15 protein-coding genes and 1 pseudogene are annotated in these 13,112 nt (G+C 45.0%); 8 read left to right on the top strand and 8 right to left on the bottom strand.

All coding sequences use genetic code 11. From position 1 onward, the window contains the following. Positions 1–212: 212 nt before the first annotated feature. Together Q4B82_RS07925 and Q4B82_RS07920 are read left to right on the top strand one after the other, a co-directional pair. Positions 213–437 carry an exodeoxyribonuclease VII small subunit gene (locus Q4B82_RS07925; protein WP_303065911.1) on the top strand — a complete coding sequence of 75 codons (225 nt, stop codon included), beginning with the start codon at positions 213–215 and terminating at the stop codon, positions 435–437. Then, positions 430–1,317 (top strand): polyprenyl synthetase family protein, encoded by an 888-nt coding sequence (locus Q4B82_RS07920; RefSeq protein ID WP_303065910.1) that lies wholly within the window; start codon positions 430–432, stop codon positions 1,315–1,317. The genes Q4B82_RS07925 and Q4B82_RS07920 overlap by 8 nt, the downstream gene beginning before the upstream one ends. A gap of 233 nt (positions 1,318–1,550) precedes the next feature. On the opposite strand, the gene ruvA is transcribed toward Q4B82_RS07920, so the two are convergent. From ruvA to Q4B82_RS07905, 3 genes are all read right to left on the bottom strand, one after another. Further along, positions 1,551–2,132 carry a Holliday junction branch migration protein RuvA gene (gene ruvA, locus Q4B82_RS07915; RefSeq protein ID WP_303065909.1) on the bottom strand — a complete coding sequence of 194 codons (582 nt, stop codon included), beginning with the start codon at positions 2,130–2,132 and terminating at the stop codon, positions 1,551–1,553. A gap of 128 nt (positions 2,133–2,260) precedes the next feature. Beyond that, positions 2,261–2,506, bottom strand: a complete 246-nt coding sequence (locus Q4B82_RS07910; protein WP_303065908.1) for an FKBP-type peptidyl-prolyl cis-trans isomerase — start codon at positions 2,504–2,506, stop codon at positions 2,261–2,263. Positions 2,507–2,510: 4 nt separating this feature from the next. Further along, complete coding sequence (locus Q4B82_RS07905) at positions 2,511–2,672, bottom strand: hypothetical protein (RefSeq protein WP_303065907.1); 162 nt, start codon at positions 2,670–2,672, stop codon at positions 2,511–2,513. 345 nt (positions 2,673–3,017) lie between these two features. On the opposite strand from Q4B82_RS07905, the gene rplU reads away from it, so the two are divergent. From rplU to Q4B82_RS07885, 4 genes are all read left to right on the top strand, one after another. Beyond that, positions 3,018–3,326, top strand: coding sequence for a 50S ribosomal protein L21 (gene rplU / locus Q4B82_RS07900; RefSeq protein WP_303065906.1), 309 nt, complete (start codon positions 3,018–3,020; stop codon positions 3,324–3,326). Positions 3,327–3,352: 26 nt separating this feature from the next. Continuing rightward, complete coding sequence (rpmA, locus tag Q4B82_RS07895) at positions 3,353–3,625, top strand: 50S ribosomal protein L27 (RefSeq protein ID WP_303065905.1); 273 nt, start codon at positions 3,353–3,355, stop codon at positions 3,623–3,625. Between the two features lie 98 nt (positions 3,626–3,723). After that, a complete protein-coding gene (gene tsaA, locus Q4B82_RS07890) occupies positions 3,724–4,410 on the top strand; it encodes a tRNA (N6-threonylcarbamoyladenosine(37)-N6)-methyltransferase TrmO (RefSeq protein WP_303065904.1) in 687 nt (228 codons plus the stop codon). A 138-nt stretch (positions 4,411–4,548) separates the two neighbouring features. Then, positions 4,549–5,064 carry a thermonuclease family protein gene (locus tag Q4B82_RS07885; protein WP_303065903.1) on the top strand — a complete coding sequence of 172 codons (516 nt, stop codon included), beginning with the start codon at positions 4,549–4,551 and terminating at the stop codon, positions 5,062–5,064. A gap of 94 nt (positions 5,065–5,158) precedes the next feature. Here Q4B82_RS07885 and Q4B82_RS07880 read toward each other — a convergent pair whose 3' ends face one another. The 5 genes from Q4B82_RS07880 to Q4B82_RS07860 form a co-directional block, all read right to left on the bottom strand. Continuing rightward, positions 5,159–5,983 carry an ABC transporter substrate-binding protein gene (locus tag Q4B82_RS07880; protein WP_303065902.1) on the bottom strand — a complete coding sequence of 275 codons (825 nt, stop codon included), beginning with the start codon at positions 5,981–5,983 and terminating at the stop codon, positions 5,159–5,161. A gap of 462 nt (positions 5,984–6,445) precedes the next feature. Beyond that, on the bottom strand, positions 6,446–7,894 hold the full coding sequence (gene gnd / locus Q4B82_RS07875; protein ID WP_303065901.1) for a decarboxylating NADP(+)-dependent phosphogluconate dehydrogenase: 1,449 nt from the start codon (positions 7,892–7,894) through the stop codon (positions 6,446–6,448). Positions 7,895–8,036: 142 nt separating this feature from the next. Next, on the bottom strand, positions 8,037–8,603 hold the full coding sequence (locus tag Q4B82_RS07870; RefSeq protein ID WP_303065900.1) for an L-threonylcarbamoyladenylate synthase: 567 nt from the start codon (positions 8,601–8,603) through the stop codon (positions 8,037–8,039). Between the two features lie 102 nt (positions 8,604–8,705). Then, the gene (locus tag Q4B82_RS07865; RefSeq protein WP_303065899.1) at positions 8,706–9,389 is read right to left on the bottom strand and encodes a 2,3-diphosphoglycerate-dependent phosphoglycerate mutase; all 684 of its coding nucleotides are present in this window, start codon (positions 9,387–9,389) and stop codon (positions 8,706–8,708) included. An 89-nt stretch (positions 9,390–9,478) separates the two neighbouring features. After that, positions 9,479–11,350, bottom strand: a complete 1,872-nt coding sequence (locus tag Q4B82_RS07860; RefSeq protein ID WP_303065898.1) for a ribonuclease catalytic domain-containing protein — start codon at positions 11,348–11,350, stop codon at positions 9,479–9,481. 236 nt (positions 11,351–11,586) lie between these two features. Here Q4B82_RS07860 and Q4B82_RS07855 point away from each other — a divergent pair. Continuing rightward, positions 11,587–12,548, top strand: a pseudogene (locus tag Q4B82_RS07855) (polyprenyl synthetase family protein). Positions 12,549–12,550: 2 nt separating this feature from the next. Next, positions 12,551–13,000 carry a DUF441 domain-containing protein gene (locus tag Q4B82_RS07850; protein WP_303065897.1) on the top strand — a complete coding sequence of 150 codons (450 nt, stop codon included), beginning with the start codon at positions 12,551–12,553 and terminating at the stop codon, positions 12,998–13,000. The last annotated feature ends 112 nt before the right edge of the window (positions 13,001–13,112 follow it).

Here is a 13,112-nt window from a genome sequence, read left to right as displayed (position 1 = left end):
TTTCCATGCAAGGGCGTGTTCGCGTCCGCCGTTGCCGATAACGAGTAATTTCATGGTTTGGACTTTCGTTGGTGGGTTAAAATGATGATATTTTAATGGAAAAATATATTTTCAGGCAGCCTTTGATTTTTGTTGTGTAACTTTTAGGCTGCCTGAAAGCCACATAAATTTTGCTATAATTGTTGCTTTATGACTTTATATGGAATGCTACCATGTCGCGCAAAACTGCCCCGAAAACTTTTGAAGAAGCCATTACCAGATTGGAAGAAATTACTCAAGCCATGCAAAGCAACCATTTTCCATTGGAAGACGCGCTTGCTGCCTATGAAGAAGGCACAAAATTGGTGCGGTTTTGTCAGGAAAAGTTGGCGCAAGTGGAGCAAAAATTGGCGGTATTGGAAAACGGTGAATTGAAGGAATGGCAAGCTGATGAATGATTTGAAAACATGGCAAGCGCGTGCGGTGGCTCAAACCGAATTGCTTTTGCAAAGAATGCTGCCTGAAAATCATGTTTTGCCACAGGATTTGCATCAAGCCATGCGTTATTGTGCTTTGGACGGTGGTAAACGTTTGCGTCCGCTTTTGGTGTTGGCAGCGGCGGAATTGGGCAATTGTGTTCAGGCAGCCTGTGAAGCGGCGATGGCGGCGGTAGAGTGCATACACGTTTATTCTTTGGTGCATGACGATATGCCTGCTATGGACAATGACAGCTTGCGACGTGGTAAGCCCACTTGTCATGTTCAATTTGGCGAAGCTACTGCTTTACTAACAGGCGATGCTTTACAAACTTTGGCGTTTGATTTGCTTTCGCAGCCGACTGCTTTGCCTGCTGCACGTCAGTTGCGTATGGTGAATGTGTTAGCAAAAAGTTCAGGCAGCCTGGGTATGGCAGGTGGTCAAGCGGTGGATTTGGCAAATGTTGGTCAAGCGATGACACAAAATCAGTTGGAACAGATGCATGGCTTAAAAACGGGTGCGCTCATTCGTGCAGCGGTGGCATTGGGGGCGTTAAGTTGTCCTGATTTAGATGATGTTGTACTGGCAAAATTGGACGTGTATGCCAACAAATTGGGTTTGGCATTTCAGGTGATTGATGATGTGTTGGATTGTGAAGCGGACACCGCTACTTTGGGTAAAACCGCAGGCAAAGATGTTCAAGCCAACAAGCCCACTTATGTGAAACTTTTGGGCTTACCTCAAGCGCGTGCTTATGCGGAAAAATTGGTGGATGAAGCAATTGCGGCATTGGTGGATTTGGGCGATGAAGCGGAACGTTTGCGCCAATTAGCGGCATTTGTTACAGCGCGAAAATATTGAAACAATCATAATTCACTTATTGATTATTAACACCGATTTGAGACTGCTTGAAACCTTTCAGGCAGCCTTTAACCATTTGTTTTAATAAATCTTTGTTGTAAGGTAGGTGCTACCTACCGTTTATAGCTTGGCAATGTGATTTTTGTGTTGCTTTAAAATGGTTGGTGCAAGTGCCCACCTACACAAGTCATTTATTTTCATGGTATTTTCAATATTCTTATCCCAAACTTGCGTTATTTCAACAAATTTTTCAATGCCAAACGTACGCCTTCGCCCACTTCTGTGCCGCTGGGTATGCCTTTAATTGCGGCGCGTGCTTCGCGTTCGGAATAACCCAAAGCCAAAAGTGTGTCCACCACATCATTGCTGTTATCGGCAGCAGATGTGGCAAACAAACCTGCATCAAGGCTGCCTGAAACCAGTTTACCGCGTAATTCCAAAATCATGCGTTCGGCGGTTTTTTTGCCGATACCAGGAGCAGAAGACAAACGTTTGACATCTTCTTGTGCCACTGCTTGTGCCAATTCTTCGGCATTCATGGCAGACAAAATCCCCAAAGCCGTTTTCGCACCAATACCACTGACTTTAATCAACTGTCTGAATGTGGTTCGCTCATCTTGGTTGGCAAAACCAAACAACAAATGTGCGTCTTCACGCACCACTAAATGCGTGAACAAACGTATGTTTTCGCCCAAAGCAGGCAATGCGTAAAAAGTTTGCATGGAAACATCCACTTCATAAGCCACGCCATTGACATCAATGACGATTTGAGGAGGGTGTTTTGCCAGAAGTTGACCGTTTAATTGACTTATCATGATATTGTTCCGTTTGGTTTAGGTTACCTGAAACGTTCAGGCAGCCTGTTTAACGGTCATTTAAAATTGACACGGCGGTTGTTGTTGCCTTGTTTGTGTTAATTTGAAACGACCATAAATGGAGCAGATTAGGGATTCACACGCAACAATTCAATGCGGTAACGTGCTGCTTGTTTGTTCGACCTACCCTCTTCGCTGTAACCCAAATGAGCAGGAATATCAAATTCATAAATGCTGTCTGCGGACATCAATAATAAACTTTGTTTTAAACCCGAAAACGTGTGTTCGTCAATCGGCATAATCATGGGTACACCGTTGAGTGTACCGTCTAAAATTTCACCTTTAGTATTGTAAGAGATAAAACGAATTTCCACTTCGTCATTGGAGTTTGGGTTTTATGCCATTGCCTGCTTGAATCACACGGTATTTTAAGCCTTGCGCGGTGCTATGGTATTCAATATGTGGGTTTTGCGCTGCGATACTGGGCAACAGGTTTGCACCCAATAAACAGACAAGGGTTAGGGTATGGATTGCTTTCATTCTCAATTGGTTTTTTATGCCAAAATGGCAGGATAACATAGCATAATGTTGATGTGTACTGGCTTAATTTGAACAAGTGTAAAAAATGGCATTTGTTAAGTTGTGTCAATTAAGCTGCAATCAGGCTGCCTGAAACCCCGTTCACAATGTTGGCGTATTCTTTCTTTGATTTATTTGGTTTGGGTTTGCTCGTGTAATTTACAGGATTGAATTTTTTCAGGCAGCCTGTAAGCGATTTTACAGAAAATATTTTGACAAAACAAAAACAAACTGCCATAATCTACTGTTTTCCATTTCGCACAAAGCGAAATATTTTTGTAACCCCCAATTCTCATGGAGTTGAGTATGTACGCGGTCGTAAAAACTGGCGGTAAACAATACAAAGTTACCGTTGGCGAAAAATTAAACGTAGAACAGATACCTGCCGAACTCGACAGCCAAATCGAACTGACCGAAGTTTTGATGATTGCTGACGGCGAAAACGTAAAAGTAGGTGCGCCTACTGTTGCAGGTGCAAAAGTGGTAGCCAAAGTTGTGGCTCATGGTCGTGGCGAAAAAGTCCGCATTTTCAAAATGCGCCGCCGCAAACACTACCAAAAACGTCAAGGTCATCGCCAAAATTTCACGCAAATTGAAATCGTGTCTATTGGCTAATTAAACACGATTCAGGAGTATAAACAATGGCAAGTAAAAAAGCTGGCGGTAGCACCCGCAACGGTCGCGATTCAGAAGCCAAACGTTTGGGCGTGAAAGCATTCGGTAACGAATTGATTCCCGCAGGTTCAATCATTGTGCGCCAACGCGGCACCAAATTCCACGCAGGCAACAATGTGGGCATGGGTAAAGACCACACTTTGTTCGCTAAAGTAGATGGTTACGTTGAATTCGCCACCAAAGGCGCATTGAACCGCAAAACCGTAAGTATTCGTCCTTACGAAGGCGTGGAAAATTAATCTGGTTTATCCCGATACACAAAACCTGTTGATGATTTCATCGGCAGGTTTTTCTTTGTGGATAAATATTGAAGTCAAAATGTTTCAGGCAGCCTTTTATGCAACATACCATTAACAGCATTGCCATCGTACAATCGCCTTACACACAAAAATTCGGTATTCCACGCCAACCGCAACTGGTTTTGGCAGCTCGGGTTTGTATTGTGTTCCACGCCAACATCAGTCCAGACAGTGTGCGCGGTTTAGAAGGTTTTGATTATATTTGGGTGCAATTTTTGTTTCACGATGTATTGGACGAGGGGTGGGCGGCAATGGTTCGTCCGCCACGTTTGGGGGGTAAAAAGAAAATGGGCGTATTTGCCACACGCAGTCCGCATCGCCCTAATCATTTGGGTCTGTCTTTGCTGAAATTGGAAAAAATAGAAATTGAGTATGGTTGTGTAAGATTGTGGTGCAGCGGTGCGGATTTATTGGACGGTACGCCTGTTTTTGACATTAAGCCATATATCCCATTTGTGGAAGCGCGTCTCGAAGCGCGTGCGGGTTTTGCCGTTGAACCACCGCCCCAATTAAGCGTGATGTGGTTACCTGAAAGCCATGTGGACGGTTTGTCGCCTGATTTGCGGGATTTGATTGAGCAAAGCATTGCCCAAGACCCACGTCCTGCTTATCAAGACGACCCTGAACGGATTTATGTGATGGACATTGCCGGATACCGTATTTCGTTTCGCATACAAGCAAAAATGGCTTGGATTTTGGCAGCAAATCTGTTTCAGGCAGCTTAGTTTGTTGTTTGTAAAAATGGTTGGCACGCGGAATTGAAAAAGCACTACGGTGTTGCCCATACCCTTATGTACTCGGCTCTCTTTGTTGCTCTGTATTGCATTTTCACTTTTACAACTGTATTTTTAAGGAAACATAAGATGTTGAAAAAAATGATTGTGGGCATATTTGCTGTATTGGTTTTTGCTGTGCAAGCAGATTCAGGCAGCCTTTATGATGCAAGGGTAACAGCGGTACACGATGGTGATACCGTTCGTGTTACCAATCAATATGGACAAAAACAACGCATTCGTTTGGCATACATTGATGCACCTGAATTGCAGCAGACATACGGTAAAGCCAGTCGTGATGCACTTTCTGCTTTGATTTTGCATCAAAAAGTGCAAGTTGAAGTGATTGATACCGACCGCTATCGCCGTCAAGTGGCGCGTTTAACTTTGAATGGGCAAGACATCAATTTGAGCCAACTGCAAAACGGCAATGCTTGGCATTATCGCAGTATTGCCCGTCAAAAACAAAGTGATTCAGATTACAGATTGTATGAACAAGCCCACAATCAGGCACGGCAACAAAAACGGGGTTTGTGGCAACAGTTTAATCCCGATGCACCTTGGTCATACCGCTATCACACGAGACAGGCGGAACAGGGGTATTGATGCTGCCTGAAAGTGTTTTTGTTGATGTTTTTAATGTTTGAAATAAACCGCCATATATAATATATGGCGGTTTATTTAATGGATTGGACGGGGTTTATTTTTGTTTCGGATACCATTTATCGATGATTTTTTGATAAGTACCATCAGCGCGAATGTTACTTAAACCTTTATCCAGTTTGGCTTTTAATTCGATATTGCCTTTTTTCATGACCCAGCCAAAAGGAATTTTACCCGAATCAGTATCTATAACAGTATAGTAAGCAGGATTTTCTTTCAAATAAGTGTTTAAAATACTGTCCACATCATAAACGGCATCTGCCTCTCCATTGTTGACGGCTTTCAAACCTAAAAACAGGGTTTTAACCAAAACAGGTTTGTCTGTAATGCCTGTAGCTTTTAATTGTGTTTCGGATAAACTTGAATTTTGTGCGGCGATTGGTTTATTTTTCAATTCTGACCATGAATTGACTTTCACTTTATTGCGATCGAGCAAAGCAGTCCAGTTGCCTTCTAAATAAGGTTGAGAAAATTCGTATTTTTCCAAACGTTCTGGTGTGATATTGACACCTGTTGCAACAATGTCTGCTGAACCATCTTCCACAGTTTCTAATAAACCTGTCATATCACGGGGTAGGAAAGTTAAAGTAAAGCCTTCGCGTTCTGCAATGGCATTGAGCAAGTCCATGTCCAAACCGACCAGCATACCTTGTGCATCTTTTGTGGCAAAAGGAGGGTAATCGGATTGACTGACCACAATATAGTTGGGTAGTTTGGTTTTATCAGAAGCAGCTGGCATTGATGCTTGTTTTGCTGCGGTATTTTGTGGGGCGGTAGATTTTGGAACTGAGCTGTTATCACAAGCGGTTAAGCAGACAAAAGGCAAAGCCAAAAATATTTTTTTCCAAGAATGTGTGTGCATTTGAAATACTCCAATTTTTTAACCGAAACAGTAATCGTAATGGATAACCTAAATGAGTTAAAGATGGGGCTTAAAATAAGAGTAGATTATCTATTCGAATGAGCGATTAGTCTGAAACAGACATATAGGGTGCGTACTATGTACCGAATTATCACATTATTTGAATAAATTGGTGTGCAATACGCCTCCTACACTTGTCTATTTTTTCAATGTATGGTCACAGAATTGAAAAAAGCACTGGGATCTATTGACAATTCGTTTTGTGGTTGTTTTTAGCTACGAACCCCCTTGAATTTGGTAGAGAAGCGGTGTCTGCCTGAAAAACCAACTGCGCGCCCAAATTGTCAATAACCCCTAGGGTGGAGGGTGCTTTGCCTCCACCATTATTTGTCACAACGATAATTGTTTTCAGGCTGCCTGAAAACAGTGGGTGAGCATAGCGCCACCCTACACAAATCAAGATTAAACGTGATAGGTGCTTGACGCGGTGTCGCCACCTTTGCCTGTCCAGTTGGTGTGGAAAAATTCGCCGCGTGGTTTATCGGTGCGCTCGTAAGTGTGTGCGCCGAAGTAATCGCGTTGCGCTTGCAGCAAATTGGCGGGCAAACGTGCCGATGTGTAGCTGTCCAAGAACGTGATTGCCGATGCCATACAGGGCATGGGAATGGCGCATTCAATGGATTTTGCCACCACTTTGCGCCATTGTGGTAAGGCGTTGTTTAAAATGTTTTGGAAATACGCGTCTTGTCCCAACCAAACCAAATCGGGGTTTTGGGTGTAGGCATCGCGAATGTTGCCCAAAAACACGCTGCGAATGATGCAACCTTCGCGCCACAACAGGGCGGTGTTGCCATAATTCAAATGCCAGTTGTAGGTTTCGCTGGCTTCGTGCATGAGCATAAAGCCTTGGGCGTAGGAAATGATTTTGCTGGCAAGCAGGGATTGACGCAAGGCTTCCAACCATTCTTCGCGGCTGCCTGAAATGGCAATGGGTGTGTGTGGGAACAATTTGGCGGCGGCAACGCGCTGCTCTTTCAAAGCCGATACGCAACGGGCAAACACCGATTCGCTAATCAGGGTAAGCGGAATGCCCATGTCCAAAGCGTTGATGCCTGTCCATTTGCCTGTGCCTTTTTGACCTGCGGTATCCAAGATTTTTTCAACCAAGGGTGTGCCGTCTGTGTCTTTGTATGCCAAAATTTCGGTGGTAATGTCAATCAGATAGGAATCCAATTCGGTTTTTTGCCACGATTTGAACGCCGCGTGCATTTCATCGTGGTTCATTTGCAAGCCTTCTTTCATGAATTGATAGGCTTCACAAATCAACTGCATGTCGCCATATTCAATGCCATTGTGTACCATTTTCACAAAATGACCTGCGCCGTTGTCGCCCACCCAATCGCAACAGGGTTCGCCTTGTGGCGTTTTGGCGGCAATGGCTTGAAAAATCGGCTTAATGTGCGCCCAAGCCGCAAAATGCCCCCCTGGCATGATGGAAGGCCCATGACGCGCCCCTTCTTCGCCACCCGATACGCCTGCACCCACAAACAGCAAGCCTTTTTCAGCCAGCCACGCGCAACGGCGATTGGTGTCGGGATAATTGGCATTGCCGCCATCAATGATGATGTCGCCTTGCTCCAAATGGGGCAGCAACTGGGCGATGAATTCATCTACCGCGCTGCCTGCGCGTACCATCAGCATGATTTTGCGGGGTTTTGCCAATTTATCCACAAAATCTTGCAAACTGTATGCGCCCACGATGTTGGTGCCTTTGGCTGCGCCATTTAAAAATTCGTCCACTTTTTCCACGGTGCGGTTGTACGCCACCACTTTAAAGCCTTTGTCGTTCATGTTCAAAATCAGGTTTTGACCCATAACCGCCAAGCCAATTACGCCAATGTCGCCTTGCATATTCTGCCTTTTAAAATTGAATGCAAAAGTTTGAACTTTAACGCATTGATGCCAGTTACACAACATTACACTGCATATTGTGAACGAGAAATTAGGCTGCCTGAAAAGCCGTTTGGTTTTCAGGCAGCCTAAACATGGTTTTTCATCGCAAAGTTTGACCGCTTTCCCAATCTACAATGCTGCTGGGTTGGCGGCGGTTGCCCACTTTACCACCGATGACCCATAATTTTTTGCCAAAACGGCGGCGTACTTCACGTTCATTGCGACAGGGTTTGCCTCCTGCACGGTTGCATGATGTGGAAACTAAAGGCATGGCAACTTGGGTGCATAAATTTCTTGCGATGGTGTGGTCGGGAACACGTACCGCCAATTTGTTTCGCCCTTTGCCACGCAGTTGCGGTAAAACGGTTTGGTGTGCAGGCAAAATAAAGGTTTGGGCAGCAGGCCAAATGTGGTTTAAGTGGGACAAAATGTTTTCAGGCAGCTTGTTAAGTAGGGATTGTAATTGCGCGGTGTTTTTGCCAATCACAATCATGCCTTTGTGTTGCGGACGTTTTTTTAAACGCAAAACCGCACGCAAACCGTGAATGTGTCGTGGCGAACAACCTATGCCATAACACGATTCGGTAGGGTAGGCGACCAAACCGCCCTTTTGCAAATGGGCGCGTAAGCGGCGTGGGGATTGTTTGGAAATCAGTCGGGAAGACATGGCTGCCTGAAAAATGGGGAGGTTAAAGTGGTACAGTTCATTAGAAAGGTAATCCCTTACGGCTGCCTGAAAACCATAAGGGATTATATGAAGTACATGAATTTACAAATAAAATTTCTCGATGACTTTTAAATTGTCGTCCAATTTGTACACCAAAGGCTGACCTGTTGGGATTTCCAAGCTCATGATGTCGGCATCAGAAATGCTTTCAATATGTTTAGCAAGTGCGCGTAAAGAATTGCCGTGTGCCGCTACCAATACGCGTTTGCCACTTAAAATGGCGGGCGCGATTTGGTCGTGCCAAAACGGTAACACGCGTTCTAATGTAACTTTCAAATTTTCGCCATCGGGAATCACATCTGCTGGCAAATGTGCGTAACGTCTGTCATTGTGCGCTGAAAATTCGTGATTCTTATCCAAAAGTGGTGGTAAAGTGTCATAGCTTCTGCGCCAAATATGCACTTGCTCATCGCCGTATTTGTCGGCGGTTTGTTTTTTGTCTAAGCCTTGCAATTGACCGTAATGACGTTCGTTCAAACGCCATGTTTTGATTTGCGGTATCCATAATTGGTCGGATTCTTCCAGCACCAAATTACAGGTTTTGATGGCGCGTGTTAAAACTGAAGTGAATGCGATGTCAAATTCGTAGCCCTTTTCTTTTAATTTTTGACCTGCCGCAATCGCTTCGGCGATACCTTGTTCGCTTAATTTCACATCACACCAGCCTGTAAATAGATTTTTGGCATTCCATTCGCTTTGACCATGTCGGATAAAAACGAGTTCCATAGTGTTTCCTTTGTAACAGTAAGTTTGTTGTTGATTGGACTTTATAGCAAATTTTGTGTGTTTTTGCCAGTTTCAGGCAGCCTGTTTGATTATGTTGATGTAGGAGCAGTTATGACGACATTTATATAGCGTAAGGCGATGAATTGTTTTTCGCTGTCCACTTCATTGATTGCCAGTTTAACGCGGGTTTTGGGTAGGATTTCTATGGGTATGCCCGTAGCACGAGCGGTTAAGGGTAAACCGTCTATTCGTACCAAGTCTTCTTTTAATATAATGGCCTCTAATTCCTGTACATTTTCTTGTTCCAGCCATACTAATGACCAGTATTGTTCCATGTTGTCTTGAAATGCTCGGTATGTGGCGTGGGTATGTTCAAAATTACCCAATGCGATGAATAAATCGTTGCTGCCTTTTTCATAACGGGGCGGGCTGCCTGAAAGCAGGCTGTACAGTTGTTGTTGATTGATGCAATCGGCGGCGCGACGCAAGGGTGATGTGAACCAGCCATAATGTGCGACATTCATGCCGATGTGTGGTTCACAATGGGTGGACATTCTGACACGTCCGCTCGGTTGCACGCGAAAAATGCCACTTAAATCGTTTTCGTGCAGCATTTTTGCCCAATGGGTGTTTGCCAAAATCATCATTTCGCTGACCAGTGTGTCAATCGGTGAACCGCGTTCGCGGCGTGTGATGACCACTTTGTTGTGGGCATCAAAATCAATGCCGTAATCGTATTTTTTGGGTAGATTGGGGTCTTCAAAACGGTCACGTTGTTTTTGGCGTTCATGTGCCAGCTGCAACAGCCAAATGCAGTCGGCATGATGTGGAAATTGTGGGGCATTGGGGCTGCCTGTTCCTGTTTCGCTGCTGAAAAACGGTTCAATGTGTTCAATCCGCAAATTGTGTGCGATGTACACTTGTTCTATGCGACTTTCAATGTGGGTAATTTGCCAATCGTTGTTCACATCAAAATACACGCTGAATGCAGGACGGTAATCGCCTGCATCTAAGCTGAATGCCGCCAACCAGTTTTCAGGCAGCATGGTGATTTTGCCTGCGGGAAAATAGACGGTACTCATGCGGTTTAAAATGGTTTGTTCCACATCGCTGCCTGAAACCACACCCAAAGCAGGTGCTGCAATATGTATGCCCACGCGTTTGTTGCCGTTGCCCAAGTCGCACAGGCTTAAAGCATCGTCAATTTCGGTGGTGTCCACGCTGTCTATGGAAAAGGCACGCACATTTTCAGCGTGTGGCATTTCAGGCAGCATGGGGATTGCCAATTCGGGAAAGTGTGTGCCATTGGGAAAGTTTTTGATTTCAAAACCTTGTAATAGATATTGTGGTAAAGATGTGATGCCACCGCAACGCTTTGCCAACTCAAATGCTGTGATTTTTAGGCTGTCGGCAGCTTTATGGAAAGCTTTGTATGCCAAAGATTGTTTGTCGGGTGCGTGCAAAATGCGGGGCAATTCTGTGGCAATTGGTTCTGGCAGGTTGCCTGAAAGCAATTCATCTGCCCATGCTTGTATTTGGGCTTCTTGTTGCTGTTTGCGCTCAATTGCTGCCAAAGCCTGTTGCAAAACGTCTTTGGGTGCAGCTTTGAACACAACTTTGTTTTTCTTGTGAAAATACATAGGAGCAGCATAAAGCGCGATGAAAGTGGCGGCCAACTGGACTTTGTTTGGCGTTGCACCATAATATTCACTTGCTGCTTGCTCGGCAGTAAATTCTTCGCTGCCTACTGCTTCCCACAATAAAGCCGTGTCAATTTCTGTTGCTTCGTTTTGCGCGGCTTGCATGAATACGTCCATCTCGCCGTCAAATTCCAAAAATACGTTTGCAGCTTTGATTTTCACGCGTTTACCGTGTTGCGTGTCGGCTTGGTAGGTGCTGTCGTTTTTTTGAAGCACATGAGCCGCTTTGAATTGACCGCTTTCTTCGTAAAATAAATTCATGATTGTGTGTTCCCAAAGATGTTGTGATTATATAGTCGTGGAATTGAAAAAGCACTACGTTGTTGCCAACACCCTTATGTGCAAGTGTATACGGCTTTCGTTGTCGCCTTGCCTTGTGTGCTTTTTCACTTTTACGACCATAAGTGTAAAACCACACTTTTGCCCTTTCAGGCTGCCTGAAAACCTTGAAACTGGTATAATCGCACGCTTGCCAACGATTTGAAAATCAAGAAACCATGCTGACCACCATTCCCTATTTCCAATACCATTTAGAATACGATTTAAACCGCGTTAATGCGGTGGTCAATCGCGCCGTACAATCTGATGTCGCCCTGATTTCGCAAATTGGCACCTACATTATTGGCGCAGGCGGCAAGCGTTTGCGTCCCATTTTGACCATCTTGTCGGGCAAATGCTTGGGTTACGATGACGACAAACTCTATTCACTGGCGGCAATGGTGGAATTTATCCACACCTCAACCCTGTTGCACGATGATGTGGTGGACGAAAGCGAATTGCGGCGCGGCAGAAAAACCGCCAACAATCTGTTTGGCAACGCGGCGGCGGTGTTGGTGGGCGACTTTTTGTACACACGCGCATTTCAACTGATGGTGGGTTCAGGCAGCCTGAAAATTCTGGAAGTGATGGCAGATGCCACCAACATCATTGCCGAAGGCGAAGTCATGCAACTGATGAACATTGGCAATGTGGACATTACCGAAGCCCAATATCTGCAAGTGATTCAATACAAAACCGCCAAACTGTTTGAAGCCGCCGCACAAGTGGGCGCGATTTTGGCAGGCGCAACGCCCCAACAAGAACAAGCCCTCAAAGATTTCGGCATGTATATGGGAACGGCATTTCAGATTATTGACGATGTGTTGGATTATTCAGGCAGCGTAGAACAAATCGGCAAAAACGTGGGCGATGATTTGGCAGAAGGCAAACCCACCCTACCGCTCATTTATTTGATGCAACAAGGTTCGCCACAAGCCGCCCAAGACGTTCGCACCGCCTTGCAAAATGCTGACCGTGAATATTTTGACAAAATCCACACCCATGTTAGCCAATCCAACGCGCTGCAATATTGCACCGAACAAGCGCAAATTGCCGTAGAAAACGCGATAAATTGCCTGAAAATGAAGTTACTGCCGCCATGCGCGAAATGGCGCGATTGTCGGTGGAGCGGGTGGCATAGATATGGCACAAATTAACATCATCGCCGTCTTTTTGGTTGGTTTGGCTTTGCTTGGCATACTCGGTAACAACAACACACTTACCCTTTCCGCCACCATTTTGCTGCTGATACAACAAACCGCACTGTCGCAATTTTTGCCCCAAATTGAAAAACACGGTGTATCGGTTGGTATCATCATTTTAACCATAGGTGTGCTTGCGCCTTTGGTTTCAGGTAAAATTGCTTTGCCTAATGCCAGCGAGCTGTTCAGCTACAAAATGTTTGCCGCCATTGCTGTAGGCGTATTTGTTGCATGGGTCGGCGCACGCGGTGTACCAATTATGGGTGGGCAACCCGTATTGATTGTCGGCTTGATGCTTGGTACCATCGCAGGCGTGGCATTTCTGGGTGGTATCCCAGTTGGTCCTTTAATTGCTGCAGGTTTGTTGTCATTTTTCATCAACAAAAGCTGATTGACAATCTTTTCAGGCAGCCTAAACCCTAAAACTTTTCTCTCGCCATAGTTCAATGGATAGAACGCATGCCTCCTAAGCGTGAAATACAGGTTCGATTCCTGTTGGCGAG

Origin of the sequence: Alysiella sp., assembly GCF_030525755.1 — a bacterium.
Taxonomy (GTDB): Bacteria; Pseudomonadota; Gammaproteobacteria; order Burkholderiales; family Neisseriaceae; genus Simonsiella.
Note: the sequence above shows the minus strand (reverse complement) of the source record. Positions and strands in the feature narration are given on the sequence as shown.

Bases quoted from the DNA above. Each gene is read 5' to 3' on its own strand.
- Q4B82_RS07925 (WP_303065911.1), top strand. From the start codon at position 213: ATGTCGCGCAAAACTGCCCCGAAAACTTTTGAAGAAGCCATTACCAGA.
- Q4B82_RS07920 (WP_303065910.1), top strand. From the start codon at position 430: ATGAATGATTTGAAAACATGGCAAGCGCGTGCGGTGGCTCAAACCGAA.
- ruvA (WP_303065909.1), bottom strand. From the start codon at position 2,132: ATGATAAGTCAATTAAACGGTCAACTTCTGGCAAAACACCCTCCTCAA.
- Q4B82_RS07905 (WP_303065907.1), bottom strand. From the start codon at position 2,672: ATGAAAGCAATCCATACCCTAACCCTTGTCTGTTTATTGGGTGCAAAC.
- rplU (WP_303065906.1), top strand. From the start codon at position 3,018: ATGTACGCGGTCGTAAAAACTGGCGGTAAACAATACAAAGTTACCGTT.
- rpmA (WP_303065905.1), top strand. From the start codon at position 3,353: ATGGCAAGTAAAAAAGCTGGCGGTAGCACCCGCAACGGTCGCGATTCA.
- tsaA (WP_303065904.1), top strand. From the start codon at position 3,724: ATGCAACATACCATTAACAGCATTGCCATCGTACAATCGCCTTACACA.
- Q4B82_RS07885 (WP_303065903.1), top strand. From the start codon at position 4,549: ATGTTGAAAAAAATGATTGTGGGCATATTTGCTGTATTGGTTTTTGCT.
- Q4B82_RS07880 (WP_303065902.1), bottom strand. From the start codon at position 5,983: ATGCACACACATTCTTGGAAAAAAATATTTTTGGCTTTGCCTTTTGTC.
- gnd (WP_303065901.1), bottom strand. From the start codon at position 7,894: ATGCAAGGCGACATTGGCGTAATTGGCTTGGCGGTTATGGGTCAAAAC.
- Q4B82_RS07870 (WP_303065900.1), bottom strand. From the start codon at position 8,603: ATGTCTTCCCGACTGATTTCCAAACAATCCCCACGCCGCTTACGCGCC.
- Q4B82_RS07865 (WP_303065899.1), bottom strand. From the start codon at position 9,389: ATGGAACTCGTTTTTATCCGACATGGTCAAAGCGAATGGAATGCCAAA.
- Q4B82_RS07860 (WP_303065898.1), bottom strand. From the start codon at position 11,350: ATGAATTTATTTTACGAAGAAAGCGGTCAATTCAAAGCGGCTCATGTG.
- Q4B82_RS07850 (WP_303065897.1), top strand. From the start codon at position 12,551: ATGGCACAAATTAACATCATCGCCGTCTTTTTGGTTGGTTTGGCTTTG.